Origin of the sequence: Vibrio barjaei (genome assembly GCF_001639065.2) — a bacterium.
Lineage (GTDB): Bacteria > Pseudomonadota > Gammaproteobacteria > Enterobacterales > Vibrionaceae > Vibrio > Vibrio barjaei.
The window spans coordinates 24,635-41,047 of sequence record NZ_LQXO02000033.1; the positions used below are offsets into that span (position 1 = coordinate 24,635).

Below are 16,413 nucleotides of genomic sequence, written 5' to 3' on the forward strand. Positions count from 1 at the left end.
TGATAAAAGTACTAGTAAAGTGTGCTCAAGATCAATATTCACACAGCATCTAACAAATATCCAGTAAAAAGCAGTTTTGTCCTCTAACTGGTTAGCACATTTGCTCACTATTATAACCCTGTGCTGTAGAGATGGAGTTTCTCTGAAGCTTAATCAGAAACGTGAGCCAATAAATATAAAAGAAGTACTTCCTTTAATAAAAATTTTAATACTTATGTACTCAAAGGAGAGGTCAATGAATGACTTAATCTCAATTCTTAAAAATACGAGACAACATCTAATGACAGGTGTATCTCACATGATTCCTTTCGTAGTTGCGGGGGGGATCCTACTGGCGGCTTCCGTCATGTTATATGGGGAAGGTGCTGTGCCTGAAGAAGGAACGTGGCTGCACGACCTATTCTTTATCGGTGTAGCCGGCTTCCAACTTATGGTTCCCATTCTAGCTGCTTACATCGGTTATTCGATTGCTGACCGCTCAGCGCTTGCGCCTTCTGCAATTGCAGCGTTCATTGGCGCAAACATGTACAACACTGGTTTCTTCGGTGCGATCTTCGCGGGTCTATTAGGCGGCATTGTTGTTTTCTATCTGAAGAAGATAAAAGTGCCAGCGTTTGCTCGTTCAATTATGCCAATCTTCGTGATTCCAATTATAGGTACATTTATTACCGCAGGTGCCATCGTTTGGGGCATCGGTGAGCCAATTGGCGCGGCAACAGAAGCGCTCACTGGTTTCCTTAAAGGTATGCAGGACTCAAGTATCGTTGTACTCGCTATCATCATGGGCCTAATGATTGCCTTTGATATGGGTGGTCCAGTTAACAAAGTTGCGTATGCATTCGTCATCCTTTGTGTCGGTGAAGGTATTTACAACGTTGCGGGTATTAGTGCAGTTGCGGTAGCAACACCGTCTGTGGGCATGGGTCTAGCGACATTCTTGAACAAGAAGCTTTACGCTGCTGACGAACAGGAAGCTGGCCGCGCGTCCATTCTAATGGGAACAATGGGTATTACTGAAGGTGCTATTCCATTCGCGGCAGCCGATCCACTTCGTGTGCTTCCTTCCATCATGATTGGCACCGCAGTAGGTGCGGCGACTGCGGCGATTCTTGGTGTTGAGTGTTTCGCGGCATGGGGTGGTTTGATTGTACTACCAGTTGTAGACGGTCGATTCGGTTTCCTAATTGCACTTGGTGTTGGCTCTTTAGTGACCGCACTACTAGTTAACTTTCTTAAAGCTCGTCGTAAAGTAGAACAGCCGCAGAAAGAAGAATCTGATGATTTAGATCTAGACATCTCAATCGGTTAACTCTAAGTCTTTGAATTAAATATTATCCAATAAAAACAGAACATTAAAATAAAGGTGAGAATTATGACTAATATCGTAGCAGTTACAGCGTGCCCATCTGGCGTAGCGCATACCTACATGGCGGCGGAAGCCGTAGAAGCAGCAGCAAAAGCAAAAGGTTGGAATTGCAAAGTTGAAACTCAGGGCTCAATTGGTATTGAAAATGAGCTGACAGCAGAAGAGGTCGCTCAAGCTGACATCGTGATTCTAACTAAGGATATCGGTATCAAGAATGAGGATCGATTCAAGGGTAAAACTATTGTTCGTATCGGCGTGAGTGATGCCGTCAAGCGTGCTGATGCTGTGATGAGCAAGATTGAAGCTCACATAGAGAAAGCGACAGCATAACCAGTCAGGCTCCCTTAACACGAGGGAGCCTTCATACCACAGTTACTTTCTTCAAGCGTTATCGAAAGTGACTCTGTTATGAATCAAGAAAATGCCCATCAGTGGCAATAGACAATAATAATGGAGCCTATTGTGAGCACCGAAAGAATTACTCGATTAAAGTCCGCCCTGTTTGAAGCTCAACGTGAAATCTCTCTAGAACGTGCGCTACTGTATACCGAGAGCCACCAGCAGACGGAAGGGGAACATACTCTTATCCGCCGAGCAAAGGCAACGGCACATGTTTTGGATAATGTAGCGATATCGATTCGTGATGATGAACTGATTGCCGGAAACCGCACCATCAAGCCGCGTGCTGGTATTGTCTCACCAGAAATGGATCCTTATTGGATAGATAAAGAGTTAGATATCTTTGAGTCACGCCCACAGGATAAATTCTATATCTCTGAAGAAGATAAAGCGGTCTATAAAGAGACGCTGCTGAGTTACTGGTCCGAGCGTTCTATGAAAGATTTTATCAACGCTCAAATTCCTGAAAACGTCAAACAAGCGGTGTCCGAGAAAGTATTCAGTGTTAACCAAACCGATAAAGGTCAAGGCCACATCATTATCGACTTTGATCGTTTACTTGAAAACGGGCTAGGTGCATTGACCGATGACATGTCTACGCTAGCGACCGTTAATAGTGACAACGAGTTTTATCAATCGGTACTGATTCTACTGCAAGCCTCAACTAGACATATTCGTCGTTACGAAGCGTTAGCCAAACAGATGGCCGCTGAGTGCGAGTGCCCCGTTAGGGCGGCAGAGTTAATTCGTATTGCAGGTATCTCTGGCAAAGTCGCCACACAAAAACCGCAAGGTTTTTATGAAGCGTGTCAGCTGTTCTGGTATATGAATATCATTCTTCAGTATGAGTCGAATGCGAGTTCACTATCTCTTGGGCGTTTTGATCAATATATGATGCCGTTTTATCAGGACTCTATCGCCAACGGTGAATCTCCTGCGTTTTTGCAAGAGTTACTTGAGAGTTTGTGGGTCAAAACAAACGACATCGTCCTACTGCGTTCATCCAGCAGTGCTAAGTTTTTTGCAGGCTTTCCAACCGGTTATACCATATTGCTTGGCGGTCTGACTGAAAGTGGGCGTAGCGCGGTCAATACACTGTCAACACTCTGTCTTGATGCGTACCAAAGCGTGCAACTACCGCAGCCAAACCTTGGTGTTAGAGTAAACGAATTCATTGACCGTGCGTTTCTCAATAAAACTGCAGAAACCATTCGTTTAGGCACAGGTATTCCGCAAATATTCAATGATGAAGTGGTGGTGCCGGCGTTTTTGAATCGTGGTGTCTCTTTGGAAGATGCGCGTGATTATTCTGTCGTGGGCTGTGTGGAGCTGTCGATTCCGGGGAAAACCTATGGGCTGCATGACATAGCGATGTTTAACCTGCTTAAGGTCATGGAATTGGTACTTAAGCGCAATAAGGGCAACCAAGACGTTAGTTTTGAAACATTACTCGCTGAGATTCGCACCGACATTTGCCAGTATGTGAAGCTAATGGTTGAAGGGTCAAACATATGTGATGTTGGTCATCGTGATTGGGCTCCTGTTCCACTATTGTCCTCGTTCATTAACGACTGTATCGAGAATGGGAAGGACATTACCTATGGTGGTAGTCGTTATAATTTCTCGGGTGTGCAAGGGATTGGGATCGCCAACCTTTCTGATTCGTTAATGGCGTTAAAGCGTTTTGTATTTGAAGAAAATCGCATGAACTTTGAGGAGTTTATCGCGGTTCTTGAATCTAACTTCGAAGGTAAAGAGGGCGAGCGAGTTCGTGCTCGTCTAATGAACCGCTACGAAAAATATGGCAACGATATCGATGAAGTGGATGCGTTGGGTGCGGACTTGTTAAGACTGTTCTGTAAAGAAGTCGAAACCTACGAAAACCCGCGTGGTGGCTATTTTACTCCAGGGTCTTACACGGTCTCTGCCCATGTTCCCCTTGGTGCTGTGGTTGGTGCGACACCAGATGGAAGATTGGCTGGTGAGCAATTAGCTGATGGTGGCCTATCTCCTATGTTGGGCAAAGATCAGCACGGTCCGACTGCGGTACTGAAATCGGTCAGTAAGCTGGATAACTACTTACTGTCGAATGGTAGCTTGCTCAATGTGAAGTTCACGCCATCAACCCTAGAGGGAGAGCAGGGCATTACCAAGCTAGGGGATTTCTTACGAGCATTTATGAAGCTCAAGCTGCAACACATTCAGTTCAATGTATTAAATGCAGACACGTTACGTAAGGCGCAAGAAAAGCCCGAAGATTACGCAGGATTGGTGGTGCGAGTAGCCGGCTATAGCGCTTTCTTCGTTGAACTGTCAAAAGAAATTCAAGATGACATTATCCGAAGAACCGCTCATGAGCTGTGATTGCCAAGCGAGCAAAACAAGTTGTTCAGAGTCTGGGGAGCTAAGTACGCCCCAGCTCAAAGCGCGAGTATTTAACATCCAACGATACTCGTTAAATGATGGTGAAGGTATTCGTACCGTGGTCTTTTTTAAAGGTTGTCCTTTGAAGTGTCCTTGGTGTGCTAATCCAGAGTCACGTTCGATTGATTTGGTAAACATTCGTAGGGAAGCCAAGTGCTTACACTGTGATGTTTGCGAGCAGGACGTTGATGAGTGTCCAAGTGGTGCGTTTGAGCAAGTCGGTTATGACGTCACCGTTGATGAGTTGCTAAAAGAAATTGCTAAAGACGACGTGTTCTATCAAACATCAGGCGGTGGCGTCACCTTATCTGGTGGTGAGATTCTGGTGCATGGTAGATTTTGCATTGAGCTTCTAAAGCAGTTGAGAAGACTGGGTTACAAAACGGCAATTGAAACCTCAGGACACGGTAATGGTAAGCAATTGAGCGAAATGGCTCAATACTGCGATGAGATTCTATTTGATTTCAAGATGATGGATCAGCTCAGAGCTAAGGAGGTCATCGGTATTAATCTGGATAAGGTACTCGAAAGCTTTAAGACGTTAATGGCTAAACCTTGCAAGATCATCCCCAGATTACCGCTAATACCAGGCTACACCCTCGATCTCATTAATGTTGATAGGGTACTTGGCTTTATTGCCCCTTACGATATTGAAGAGGTCCACTTACTGCCATTTCATCAATTTGGCTCAAGCAAATACGACACATTAGGGGTGCACTACACCATGAAAGACATCCCAGTGCCGACAAAACAGGAAATTGATGCGATTCAGCGCCATGTCGAAGCGCATGGATATAAAGTCGTCATAGGAGGCTAGACATGAGCAAGAAACGAATTTTGATTACAGGAGCGGGTGGTTTTTTTGGCACTCGATTTATCCATCGTTACCAAGGTGAATTTGAGATTAAAGGGACGGATGTTGCGCAACTGGATATCACTGATAAAAGCGCCGTTAACCAGATACTTACCGAATTTCAGCCTGATTTCGTGATTCACGCCGCTGCTATTGCAGTAACGGACTTTTGTAATGAGCATCCTGAAGTTGCTCATAAAGTGAATGTCCAAGGTGCAATCAATGTCGCCAAAGCATGTAAGCAAGTTGGCGCGAAGCTGGTATTCATATCGACTGAGCAAGTTTTCAATGGAAACTCTGAAGCTGGCCCTTACACAGAACAATCAATCCCGGTTCCTGACACCGTTTATGGTCAGAACAAACTAGAAGCGGAGAGAGAGTTAGCGAGCATTCTGCCAGAAATGTGGGTGTTGAGGTTCACGTGGTTGTTTGGGTTGCCTGAAAGAAACACCACGATCAATCCCAATGTGGTTTGGAATGCCGTTCAAGCGCTATTCAAAGGGGAAACGATGCACGAACGTGGTAATGAGTTCCGAGGTTTAACCTATGTGCACGAGCTTATCGAGCAATTTCCTAAGATCTTTGAAATCCCTTATGGCACCTATCATACCGGCGCGCACAATGATGCGAGTCGTTATGGCATTGCCGAGCATATTCTGACGGAACTCAAATTAGAGCAGCGTTTGCCGGAGATATTGGTGCAATGCGATGCGGCTAAGACGCGTGATGTTCGCTTAGATACGAGTAAGCTCGCAGCACAGGGCATCTGTTTTACTGAAAGTAAACAAGCCATTACTCAGTGTTTAAAGGAATTTGGTTATTAAAAAAGTAAACGACGAACCGAAATGATAGGGCGTCGTGACTAGTGAAAGTTATTGGAGATGTACCATGATTTATATGTTAGATACCGCCAATTTAGATGCAATTAAGAAAGCGGTAGACCTGTATCCGATTGCTGGGGTGACGACCAATCCAACGATCATCGCAAAAGAAAACCGCTCACTGCGCGATATCATTTTGGATATTCGTGAGTTAATTGGGTCTGAGCGTATGCTTCATGCTCAGGTGGTGGGTGACACTGCTGAGGTGATGCTGGAAGAAGCAAAGGCACTGCGTAAGCTTGACCCTGAAATCATTATTAAAGTGCCGGTGACACCGCAGGGTATTAAAGCGATGAAGCTGATCAGCGCTGAAGGTATTCGAATTACTGCAACGGCGATTTTGACTCCGCAGCAAGCATTGATGGCTGCGATAGCGGGCGCTGAGTTCCTTGCACCTTATGTGAACCGCTTGGACAACATCTGTGGTGATGGTACGTTGGTCGCGGCTGAAATGGCCCATCTAATCGATGTTTATAATCTAGATGCAAAAGTACTTGCTGCTTCATTTAAAAACGTTCAACAAGTCCATGAAGTGGCAAAAGCAGGGGTTCAGTCCGTTACGATTGCACCAGATGTGTTTGACCAATTGCTTGTTCATCCGTTAACCGATTCTGGTGTTGCTGGCTTTATGAGTGATTGGCATGGCGCTTACGGTGAAGGCAAAACGGTTCTTGATCTGTTATGAACATGATTAAGAACAAGTTTAGCTAGGATAGACAAAGACACGGATGCCTAGTGAGATTATACTCACTAGGCTTTTTGCTATAGGAAGATCTTAGGATAATAATGAAGTTAGTTGGAGTTACGGCTTGTATCAGTGGCGTTGCGCATACCTATATGGCTGCTGAGTTGCTGGAGAAAGCAGCCAAAAAAGCGGGCTATAAAATCCAGGTAGAGACACAGGGAGCATTAGGTGCTGAGAATTCCTTAGAGCAAGCAGCAATCGATGCCGCAGACGTCGCATTTATCATTTCAGAGATCAACATTGAAGGGGCTGAGAGGTTCGAGCAGTCACGCTTAATTAAGATGTCGATTTCAGATTTTTTGCGTAGTCCAGAGCTGGCGATTAACGCGATCGAGCGTGCTAAAGTAGCCCCAGCAGGGACTGTTATTAGCGTTTAGTTTTATTCTATCGTTCCGCTTTGGTAATGCGCCCGATATTCAGAAGGGGAGCGATCTGTCTGCTGTTTAAAGACTCTGCAGAAATAGTTGCTGTCGTTGAAACCGCAGCGATGAGCAATCTCTTTCACTTTCGTGTCGTACTGTTTAAGTAAGTACTTTGCCCTCTCTAAGCGAATATGCGTTAAATACTCATTGAACTTCACTTTTCCTTCTTTGTTAAACAGTTGCGACAGGTAGTTCGGTGAGACGTAGAAATGTTTAGCGACGGACTCTCGTGTCAACGGTTCATGGTAGTTTTGCTCTAAGTACTCTCTAACAGCATCGAATAGAGCTTTACTTTTAGATGGCGTTTCGGGCGGGTTATGGATCAGATCATGGATATGACTAAAGAGACTGCTAGCCAAAAGGTGCAACGTATTCTGATCTTGAGAGTGCCATGATAATTCCTCAATGGCTTGAAGAATGAAGGAGCCCGTTCTTGGTCCGCGTCTTGCGACATTCTCTTTTATTGCCGAATCGAACTTTTCACCATCCCAACTCAAAAGACTCATCCCAAAGCTTTGCTTACCTACAAGGACTGACATGGTGACCACAGGTTTATCCCAGTTAGGTTTATTCCAACTTTCGGCTGGTAAGTAGAGAACATCACCTTGTTTGAGAGTGACTTCCGTATCTGTTCCTATGCTATTGCCAACATCCATCTCCAACTCGCCAATTAACACCATTTCAATACGAGGAAAGTGAACTTGATACGCAAGCGGCGGTGGGCTTGGTAGGTTACCTGCAAATAGCAAAGAGTGGATTTGCTCTGTATGCGTTGCGTAATGTTCTAAGGCTTCGATGAGGTAGGTTCTATCTAACATGCTTTTATAACATTCTTCTAGGTGGCGGTGGCGAATCTTAATGAGAATCCAGTATACGCGACAAGCATATCTAGTCTATTTGCGTTGCTTCACAATTAGTAAACTATCTTACAAATATCCAGTTTATCGTAGATATTGCCTACAGGATTATTACGGCTTTAACAGTAGATTGATAAGGGAAAAGTCAGCCGAGAAGGATAATAAAATGAGTCACGAATCTACAATAACTAGCCTCTATTCTGTAGAGGGATTAACACCGCATCAATATGATGATTTAGACACTCATGGCTTCACCATAATTCATGATGTGATTGACCCAGAGTGGCTTCAAGAACTCAGAGCAAAGTTTGACTACCTTGTAGAGAAAGAGGGGGATAACTTAGCCATTGAGCACCACCAAGAAGAGACGGTGACTCGAATTGCTAACTTGATTAATAAAGGCACCGTTTGGGAAAAAATCTGGTGTCATCCGTTAGTGCTTGATGCTTGTGAGCATATCTTTAATGGCGAATTTAAGCTGTCGAGTCTGAATGGTCGTGAGGCTCATCCGGGTGGTGGTTTGCAACCGCTGCATGGCGATTGGAAGAAACCAAGGCCCGATTTCCCCAAAGTACATTTAGTGAATTCTATCTGGGCACTTGATGATCTTTGTAGAGACAATGGTGCCCCTCGGATTATTCCTGGTACTCATTTACGTCCAGAGCTACCAGAAGATGTTTTAGAAGATACCGAAGCAACGCATCCAGATGAAGTCTACCTGGAGTGTCCGGCTGGCAGCATTATGATTTTTAATGCCCACACCTGGCACGGAGGTACGGTCAATACGCTGGGTATGCGTCGTCGTGTATTGCATGGGTTGTATGTCGCTAAAGACGGGGTTCAGCAACAAGACCAGAGGAAGTGGTTAACGGCAGAGACCTCAATGAGGCTTAATCAGTCGCAACGTCGACTGTTAGATGTTTAAGTTAACGGGAGTGTTGGGTAAATAAGTTGGCGCTAAGTATTCAACGCCAACTTGTCGTCTCCCTAGCGAACTTCCAATCCTAAATTGTACTGAGCGAGACAGCGTGTAACATAACTCACTTTCAGCAAGCCTGCGATGATGATAGTACTAATGTGCGCAGCGATTTGTTGAGGTAGTGTGAACAGGTGTGCATAGGGGTAAGACACTAGAATACTCACGATCATGGCGACAAAGGTGGTAACCAACGCGACGTTTGAGAAAGTGAGTAGGCGGTCGAAGTTAAATTTATTATGTTGAGCAGTCATAAGTTACCTCACTAGGGTATTGTTTTTTTATTACTACTCTCACCTATTTCATTATCTGTGCCATGTTGTATTTTTGTTTTATTACAGTAATTTATGGTTTTTGTTTGTTTTATTTTTATCAAAAAGACAATGATTAATATGTATCACTTTGACTCTTTTGTGTGCGAGTTGTTGATGATTTGAACGTAAATAAAGATAACAAAAAAGGCTTCTTACAAAATTGAAAGAAGCCCTGAAGAATTAGTAGAGGTAGATTAAGCTTTGCGAATCTTCGCGGGTAATGATTGGCGAGCAGCAGCGCCAACAACCCAATCCAGCATGACGCCTTTACCCTCTCGGGTAGGGTCGATTAAGCCGATGTCATTAATATTTACTCCATCCATTTGACGACTTTTGATAGGTTGCTGCTTGTCACCGATCCAGTGAGCTCGTTGTCCTAATTCCGTATGCCCAAAACCATGCTCGAATCCAAGTGCGCCTTGAAGGATTCCTGGCACAACCATCGCAAGGGCGCTGGTGCTCGCTCCTGGCGTTTCGATGATAAACTTATCACCTGTCTTAATTCCTGCGTTGCTGGCGTCATCTGGATGGATATAGACCGGATTGATACCTTTAATTGAGTTTAACCTTGGTGACAGGTTGGAGACGGCACTATGAATATTGGATTTGAAGTTTGTCAGGCTAAATGGCCATTTGTCTTTTGGATAGCGATCTTCTAATGGTGTTCCATCTGCTAGCTTCTGCGGGTGCCATGTAGGGCAGCCACTATAGTATTCGCCAGTCATCGTGTTTCTTGAGCTGCCCACACGCTCGTTCCAAACAGCAACCGGACGAGACCACTTGTGCTTCATCTGTTCGCCTTTATAAGCCTCGGTAGCATTTTCAAATCGTCCTCCTCGAGCGAAAATGTAAGCGACGCGACTCACTTCCTCTGGTGTTAATGTCTTTTGCATACTTGGTAGCAGTCGTTCTAAGCCTGACCAGGCGATGTCTTCTGCATTGACGTCAGGTACTCCACCTTTCACATAAGCTAGGTTAGCGGCTGAGCGCAAATAATAGTCGTCCGCAGAATGGATCCCATGCCATTGACCATTGGTATCTCGAATTGCTTTTTCACCGAAACCTCCCAATTCCATTTCTTTAGCGACATCGATTAAGAAGTTTTCTAAACAGATAGAGCGACCGTCGGCAGATTTTTCTGTTCGAGCTTCGACGATAGGCCAACGTGCAGTTACAGTTTTTACTGGAACATCATGCCAAGGTGTTGCCATCCCCCAACTTTCGTAGGTGACAGTATCAGGTACGATGTAATCAGATAATGCCGTGGTTTCGTTGATAAAAGCATCGACAGAGACGATTAATCCGAGTTGCTTCGGATCTCTTAGTTTGTCCTCTAATAATGTCTTTAGTCCTGGTACACCGTAAATAGGGTTTGCCATATGGTTAATCCATGCCTTAATACGATACGGGTAACCATCAATGGCCGCGGATAAGTGCTCAGTCAGTAAAGGTGCTGCAAACGGATACCACGGTGCTCGCGTAGGGTATGGGGATTCTCCAGCTGCAACACGACGTTTGTACTCATTGGTGTTTTCATATGGAAATTTGCTGCGTGACAAGAAAACGCCTTTCGGTGCAGTTTTGCCAGGGAACTTCGTAAAGTCATAACGTGGGCCAGCAGCAGATGTAGGATAGCCGCCGGCTTTCGCCATTGCGCCTCCTTTCATGTTGATATTACCGATGAGCGCATTGAGCATCATTATGGTAAACGCGTTATAGAATCCGTTGGTGTGCATGTTGCCGCCGTGTGTATCGACCACCGCCTTAGTGCCATAGCTTGTGAATTTCTTAGCCAAAGCAGTGATTTCTTTAACGGGGACTTCACACTGTTTGCTGTAGAAGTTTAAATCATGTTTAAAAGCTTCTTCTTTTAATCGCTGCAGAGACGATTTAACTCGGACTTTGCCTGAAGATAGCTCGACGGTTTGGTCAACAAACAACTCCGCTGAGCCCGTTTGAGTATTTAAGCCAAATTGCCCAGATTGCGCATCAATAATCACATAAGGGTCGTTGTCAGATAGTGCTTCACCTTCGAATGGTTGGTTTAAATCGGAGGCGCGTAAAAAGGTGCCATAGCGCGGATGACTCTCGTCACTAATCACCAAGTGCGTAGCATTACACCAATGTGCGGTACCCGCGTGTTGCATGGCATTCACACCAGGTTGGCTTAGGAAAGTCTCATTGTAGCGCTTGTTTTTGATGATCCATTGAATCATTCCTAGCACTAATGCGGAATCTGCCCCTGGTTTGATAGGTAGCCAATGGTTGGTATCGGCTGCTGCGAGACTAGAAGAGCCTGCTGGCAAGCTCGGAGTTACTATGGTGTAGGTAAGCTTGCCTTCTGTTCGTGCTTTAGCAAGTTGACGTGCTTGACGTTTGAACGGATTACCAGCTTGAGCGGGAGACATGCCGATGAAAATGATGTACTCAGCGTTGTCGAAGTCAGGTTTAAGATGGGCAAATTTGTCTAGGTCATTCATAAATGCACCGCTGCCTGCTCGGAACGCATAACCGCAATATGAACCGTGATGGCCGAAGTTTCTGGTTCCAAAACTGTTGAAGGCAAATCGTTTAAAGATGTCATCTCTACCTTCATTACCGGCGTTGGTCATCAAAAGTTGATTGGCTTTAGGTCCATATTCTGGGTTATCTGCATCGACAGGAGTCACAAGATCTCGAATATCTTTGAGTCCTTCAACATGCCCCTCACCGAATAAGTCTCCGCCGTGTACGACTTCTTGAATCAATTGCTCATAACTGATGGGTTGCCATTTCCCATCACCTCGCTTGCCCACACGTTTCAATGGTTGGGTAATTCGATAGGGACTATTGCGAATCTCCATCATGCCGTTGCCGCGAGCACAAGCTGTAGAGCGCCCTTCGAGGCCAGGTTCGCCTGCCATGCCTAGATAAGCATCCTTAACAGGCGTATTGAATGGAATATGCTGTTGGTGAGAGAGTGGATGGTATGGGTTACCTGCAATACGCAGTATTTCGTCATTGCGATTGTCGATACGTACACGTAAACCACATAAGGTCCAACATCCAAAACACATAGAAGGTGCCACACGCTGGTTCGGGTTTGGTATTAGGTCGCCCGTTGGGGTCACTTTGTATTCAGGTTCGAGTGAGTTTCCATGGTGAATATTACGGGTTTTCTGTCCTGCAGTGCCTTCAACGACTCCATCGACCATATGCTTAGTAGTAGTTGAATAGCCAGCTGAAAAAGCACCGAGACCACCGACAGCTAGGCCAGATTTCAGAAACTGACGACGTTTGTTATCCATAATGAAATCCTCTTAAATCAGTGTTGGTTTAGGGTAGTGGAGTTGATGTTATGTTTAGGCTGAACAAGCTCAGAGCAAAGTAAAGCAAGAGCAATCCATAGGCCAAACATACCCACAATGCCGAGCAAGCCATTGCTGCCCACAGGAAGGTGATAAGGGTAAGGACCAACATCAAATTTCGCGATGGTTTGTACTTCCATCATGGTGACCCAGCGAACACTCCATGCGCTGGCAAGGCAGATAAAGGACACGATAAACAAATAGAAAAAATGTGTTTTGTTGTCGCGTAGGTAGAACAGTGACAACAGTATGTTGGCTACAAGCAGTACGGTAAGCAGTGCAATTTTATTAACCCACTGCGAGTTGGCATAAAGTGAAAACGCGGAATTATTCGATGCCCAAAGAGGGATTAATATGAGGGCTAATACGCTACTCAATATCATAGTCTGTTTCACTAGACGGGTATCTCCCAATGACAGTGCTTTCGGTTTTGAGGGAATAAGGAGCAGAATTAGCAGAGTGAAGCCAATTGCTGCTGAGAAAGCTGTGACGAACCAAATGAGTGGTGAGGCAGGTTGATTCCATAATGGACGAGACTGAACAACGGCAATCTCTGCACCGGTATAGAGTGCAATTGTCAAACCAGAAATCACGGTGGTAATGGCTGCGCTCATCATTAGTTTACGGCTGGTGGTCCATTGACCTAGTGATAACTTAGCAAAGAGTCGAAGCAGTTTATTGTTCTGATGTTGCAGCGCCATCAGGTCATTTCGAAGATAAAGCCAAGCAGTCGCTATCGCCAATAACGAAAATAGAGGTAGAAAAATCGAACCTAAAGACATCCAAGACCAAGGTGTGAAGTGTGCGTAAAACTGCCAAGCTCTACCTGGTTGATGTAAATCTCCAGTTAAGGCAAGTGGGCCAACAATCGCACCGATGGCCAAGGTCAGTGCTAAAGCAGCGCGCAGATGATGGCTAGTGTGAGATTGAAACGTGAGAGCAATCAAAAACAAAATAGCTGCGGCATAGGCTGAACCAATGTAAAAAAAGTACTGTACCGCCCACGGGAGCCATGCGATAGCCTGAGGTTGAACTAGAACTTCAGTAATGTTCATACTTGCTCTCCTTGTGGGTCGTAAATAGCTGGCTGACCATCAATGTGCTGAGTAAAACGCTCATGCATGCCGATATAAAACACGTGAGGATCGGTTCCTTCTTCCGGTTTTAACACCTTAATATCATCACTATGCTCGCTCATTAAGCGTCGAACTTCGCTGTGGGGGTCATTCAGGTCACCAATGACACGTGCACCTCCAACACAGGTCTCGACACAGGCGGGTAGTAAGCCTTGCTCCAGTCTATGCGCACAGAATGTACATTTATCTGCGGTCAAAGTGTCTTCATTGATAAAACGGGCGTCGTACGGACACGCTTGTACGCAGTAAGCACAGGCAACACAACGACTGTTATCAACCATGACGATGCCATCTTCACGTTGAAAAGTAGCTTGAACTGGGCAAACTGCTACGCAAGGCGGGTTATCGCAATGGTTGCAAAGGCGCGGCAGCATGAATGATTTCACTTCTTTGGTAGCGGTTGAACCGTCATCCAAAGTGACTTCATACTGTTTTACCGTGGTTCGGAACTGACCAATTGGAGCTTGATTTTCGATACTGCAACCGACTGTGCATGCTTGGCACCCTACGCATTTGCGAAGATCGACAACCATGGCAAATCGTTTTCCAGTTAGGCCTTTTCGGTCGGGTTCCTGATTGTTCCTTATAACTGTACTGGCGGTAGCTGTACCAACGCCTGCAACAGGGATGAGTGCAGCGCCAGCTGTAATGGCGCTGAGAAAGCGACGTTTGGTGGAATCCATAACTCACCTGCTAAGATTAATGAAAGCCTGTTGGTATTGTCAGAATTGTTACTCGCTGTCGATATAGTGGATTTCCACATACCACGCTCAAAGTTGATCTAAGACAAATGCCGAAGTGCCTCTATTGCTGCTATTCTGGTGCTCTAAATCTTAAGGATTAAAAACAATTCATGGTGAGAAGCACGCTACGTTGGGTTCGTTTATTGATGGTTATCGTTGGCACGATAACTGGATTTGCCTATGCAGGGCAGCAAGACCAAGGGACGAAGATAGATTCAACAACTAAGGCACAAGTGGATGTAGGGGTCTTAGCTATCAGAGGACATTTATATGCTCAGCAACGTTGGCAGCCGACTATTGATTGGTTAAATCAACAGATCCCTGCGGTGCATTTTGTGCTGCATCCGTTAGATCTTGATGGAATGGCGCAATCGGTTAGAGAACAGCGTATGGATTTCGTTTTAACGAATCCAGGACAAGCAGTTCAATTAGGACGTCAGTACCCATTATCGTGGATAGCGACGATAGTAAATCAAGCACCCGAACGCTCAAACTACGGCATTGGTTCGGCTTTGGTTGTTCGGTCTGCCTCTCTATATAAGACACCAAGTGACGTTGCAGGTTTATCTATCGCTGCTGTCTCTAAAGATGCTTTTGGCGGATATCTAACGATGCGATACCAAGTTCTAACCGATGGAGGCGATCCTAATAGTTTCTTCTCCGATGTGCGCTACTTGGGGTTTCCAATTGATGCCAACCTATATCAGCTTCGTGATAAGGCGGTAGAAGCGGCGGTTGTACCAGCGTGTTTGTTGGAGCAAATGGAGAAGGAAGGATTGATAGATAAAGGGTTGTTGCGTGTGCTGAACCCTCTTGAACAAACGCATTCATCATGTGCTGTTTCTACACCTCTGTATCCGAACTGGTCGTTTGCAAAAACGGAACGTGGCTCATCCCAACTCGCCAAAGAAATCAGTCGAGCTTTGCTTGCTATGCCTGCTGACAGCCTGGCAGCGATTGCTTCAAAAGCGTCAGGCTGGACCTCTCCGGTTAGTTTACTCTCCATTGATAAACTGTTTCAGGCCATGGATTTACATCCGCTCCAGCAACCTTGGTGGAAGGAAGCTATTCGTTGGTTAAGGTTGCATCAAGAATGGGCATGGACACTGTTTTTGTTCGTGATTGTATTGAACGCGTATCACTTTTGGCTTGAATATCGCTTTAGCAAGAGTAAACACGACTTAGAGCAGACATTGCTGCGTCTCAAAGAAAAAAGTGAGATGTTAGAACATACACAGAGAGTTGCGATTATTGGTGAATTAGGCAGTAGTTTGGCACATGAAATTAACCAACCATTAGCTGCGATTCGAAACTACAGTGAAGGTGGCTTGCTGCGTCTTGCCAAAAAGCGTCCTCCAGAAGACATTGTGCCAGTGTTGGAAAAAATCCAAGACCAAGTTGAGCGCGCCGATGCAATTATCAGTCGACTAAGAGATCTCATAAAGAAACGTACCATCGCGAAGACAGAATGTGATGTTGAACAGTTATTAGGCGATAGCATCGAGCTACTTAAATATCGATTAGACAAAAATGGTATTGAGACGGTTCGGAGTACAGAAGGGCAACAACGACTCGTCAATGTTGACGCGGTGGGTATACAACAAGTACTTGTTAACGTGATCAACAATGCTATTGAGGCCTGCTCAAAGCTTGCTGAAAAACAACGTGACTATAAAGGAACGATAGCTCTTCATACTGAGTATCAATTTCAAATGTTATCTATTCGAATCGCAGACAACGGCACGGGTTTGGAGCAAGATAACCCGACGCAAGCTTTTATAAGCAGTAAAAAAGATGGCCTAGGGTTAGGCTTGGCAATATGCCGCGATGTTGTGGAGATGCACAACGGAGAGTTACAAATACAATCAACGCAGCCGCATGGCTGTTTAGTCATGATTACTTTGCCATACCATCTACCAGCAGACACTATGCTCACCGACGAGTAGCCAA

General features: G+C 45.2%; 14 protein-coding genes. 9 read left to right on the forward strand and 5 right to left on the reverse strand.

Annotated elements, in window-relative coordinates; all coding sequences use genetic code 11:
• The first annotated feature begins 235 nt into the window (after positions 1-235).
• From AWH66_RS15150 to AWH66_RS15180, 7 genes are all read left to right on the forward strand, one after another.
• Entirely contained in the window at positions 236-1,309 is a 1,074-nt protein-coding gene (locus AWH66_RS15150) for a PTS fructose transporter subunit EIIC (RefSeq protein ID WP_038231172.1), read from the forward strand.
• 63 nt (positions 1,310-1,372) lie between these two features.
• Positions 1,373-1,696 carry a PTS fructose-like transporter subunit IIB gene (locus AWH66_RS15155; RefSeq protein ID WP_063606165.1) on the forward strand — a complete coding sequence of 108 codons (324 nt, stop codon included), beginning with the start codon at positions 1,373-1,375 and terminating at the stop codon, positions 1,694-1,696.
• Positions 1,697-1,828: 132 nt separating this feature from the next.
• The gene (locus AWH66_RS15160; RefSeq protein ID WP_276204918.1) at positions 1,829-4,129 is read left to right on the forward strand and encodes a formate C-acetyltransferase; all 2,301 of its coding nucleotides are present in this window, start codon (positions 1,829-1,831) and stop codon (positions 4,127-4,129) included.
• Positions 4,095-5,006 carry a [formate-C-acetyltransferase]-activating enzyme gene (locus AWH66_RS15165; protein ID WP_063606167.1) on the forward strand — a complete coding sequence of 304 codons (912 nt, stop codon included), beginning with the start codon at positions 4,095-4,097 and terminating at the stop codon, positions 5,004-5,006. Before AWH66_RS15160 ends, AWH66_RS15165 begins: the two co-directional genes overlap by 35 nt.
• Before the next feature lie 2 nt (positions 5,007-5,008).
• A complete protein-coding gene (locus AWH66_RS15170; RefSeq protein WP_063606168.1) occupies positions 5,009-5,866 on the forward strand; it encodes an SDR family oxidoreductase in 858 nt (285 codons plus the stop codon).
• A gap of 64 nt (positions 5,867-5,930) precedes the next feature.
• A complete protein-coding gene (locus AWH66_RS15175; RefSeq protein ID WP_063606169.1) occupies positions 5,931-6,608 on the forward strand; it encodes a fructose-6-phosphate aldolase in 678 nt (225 codons plus the stop codon).
• Between the two features lie 101 nt (positions 6,609-6,709).
• The gene (locus tag AWH66_RS15180) at positions 6,710-7,045 is read left to right on the forward strand and encodes a PTS fructose transporter subunit IIB (RefSeq protein WP_006071772.1); all 336 of its coding nucleotides are present in this window, start codon (positions 6,710-6,712) and stop codon (positions 7,043-7,045) included.
• Between the two features lie 2 nt (positions 7,046-7,047).
• Here AWH66_RS15180 and AWH66_RS15185 read toward each other — a convergent pair whose 3' ends face one another.
• A complete protein-coding gene (locus tag AWH66_RS15185; RefSeq protein ID WP_063606171.1) occupies positions 7,048-7,908 on the reverse strand; it encodes a helix-turn-helix domain-containing protein in 861 nt (286 codons plus the stop codon).
• Between the two features lie 205 nt (positions 7,909-8,113).
• Between AWH66_RS15185 and AWH66_RS15190 the strand changes: the two genes are divergently transcribed.
• Complete coding sequence (locus AWH66_RS15190; protein WP_063606172.1) at positions 8,114-8,872, forward strand: phytanoyl-CoA dioxygenase family protein; 759 nt, start codon at positions 8,114-8,116, stop codon at positions 8,870-8,872.
• Between the two features lie 62 nt (positions 8,873-8,934).
• Here AWH66_RS15190 and AWH66_RS15195 read toward each other — a convergent pair whose 3' ends face one another.
• The 4 genes from AWH66_RS15195 to dsrO form a co-directional block, all read right to left on the reverse strand.
• The gene (locus AWH66_RS15195; RefSeq protein WP_063606173.1) at positions 8,935-9,177 is read right to left on the reverse strand and encodes a hypothetical protein; all 243 of its coding nucleotides are present in this window, start codon (positions 9,175-9,177) and stop codon (positions 8,935-8,937) included.
• Positions 9,178-9,431: 254 nt separating this feature from the next.
• Positions 9,432-12,524, reverse strand: a complete 3,093-nt coding sequence (locus tag AWH66_RS15200) for a tetrathionate reductase subunit A (RefSeq protein ID WP_063606174.1) — start codon at positions 12,522-12,524, stop codon at positions 9,432-9,434.
• 17 nt (positions 12,525-12,541) lie between these two features.
• Positions 12,542-13,639, reverse strand: a complete 1,098-nt coding sequence (gene nrfD / locus AWH66_RS15205) for an NrfD/PsrC family molybdoenzyme membrane anchor subunit (protein ID WP_063606175.1) — start codon at positions 13,637-13,639, stop codon at positions 12,542-12,544.
• The gene (gene dsrO, locus AWH66_RS15210; RefSeq protein WP_063606176.1) at positions 13,636-14,403 is read right to left on the reverse strand and encodes a sulfate reduction electron transfer complex DsrMKJOP subunit DsrO; all 768 of its coding nucleotides are present in this window, start codon (positions 14,401-14,403) and stop codon (positions 13,636-13,638) included. Before dsrO ends, nrfD begins: the two co-directional genes overlap by 4 nt.
• 170 nt (positions 14,404-14,573) lie before the next feature.
• Between dsrO and AWH66_RS15215 the strand changes: the two genes are divergently transcribed.
• On the forward strand, positions 14,574-16,409 hold the full coding sequence (locus AWH66_RS15215; protein ID WP_063606177.1) for a sensor histidine kinase: 1,836 nt from the start codon (positions 14,574-14,576) through the stop codon (positions 16,407-16,409).
• The last annotated feature ends 4 nt before the right edge of the window (positions 16,410-16,413 follow it).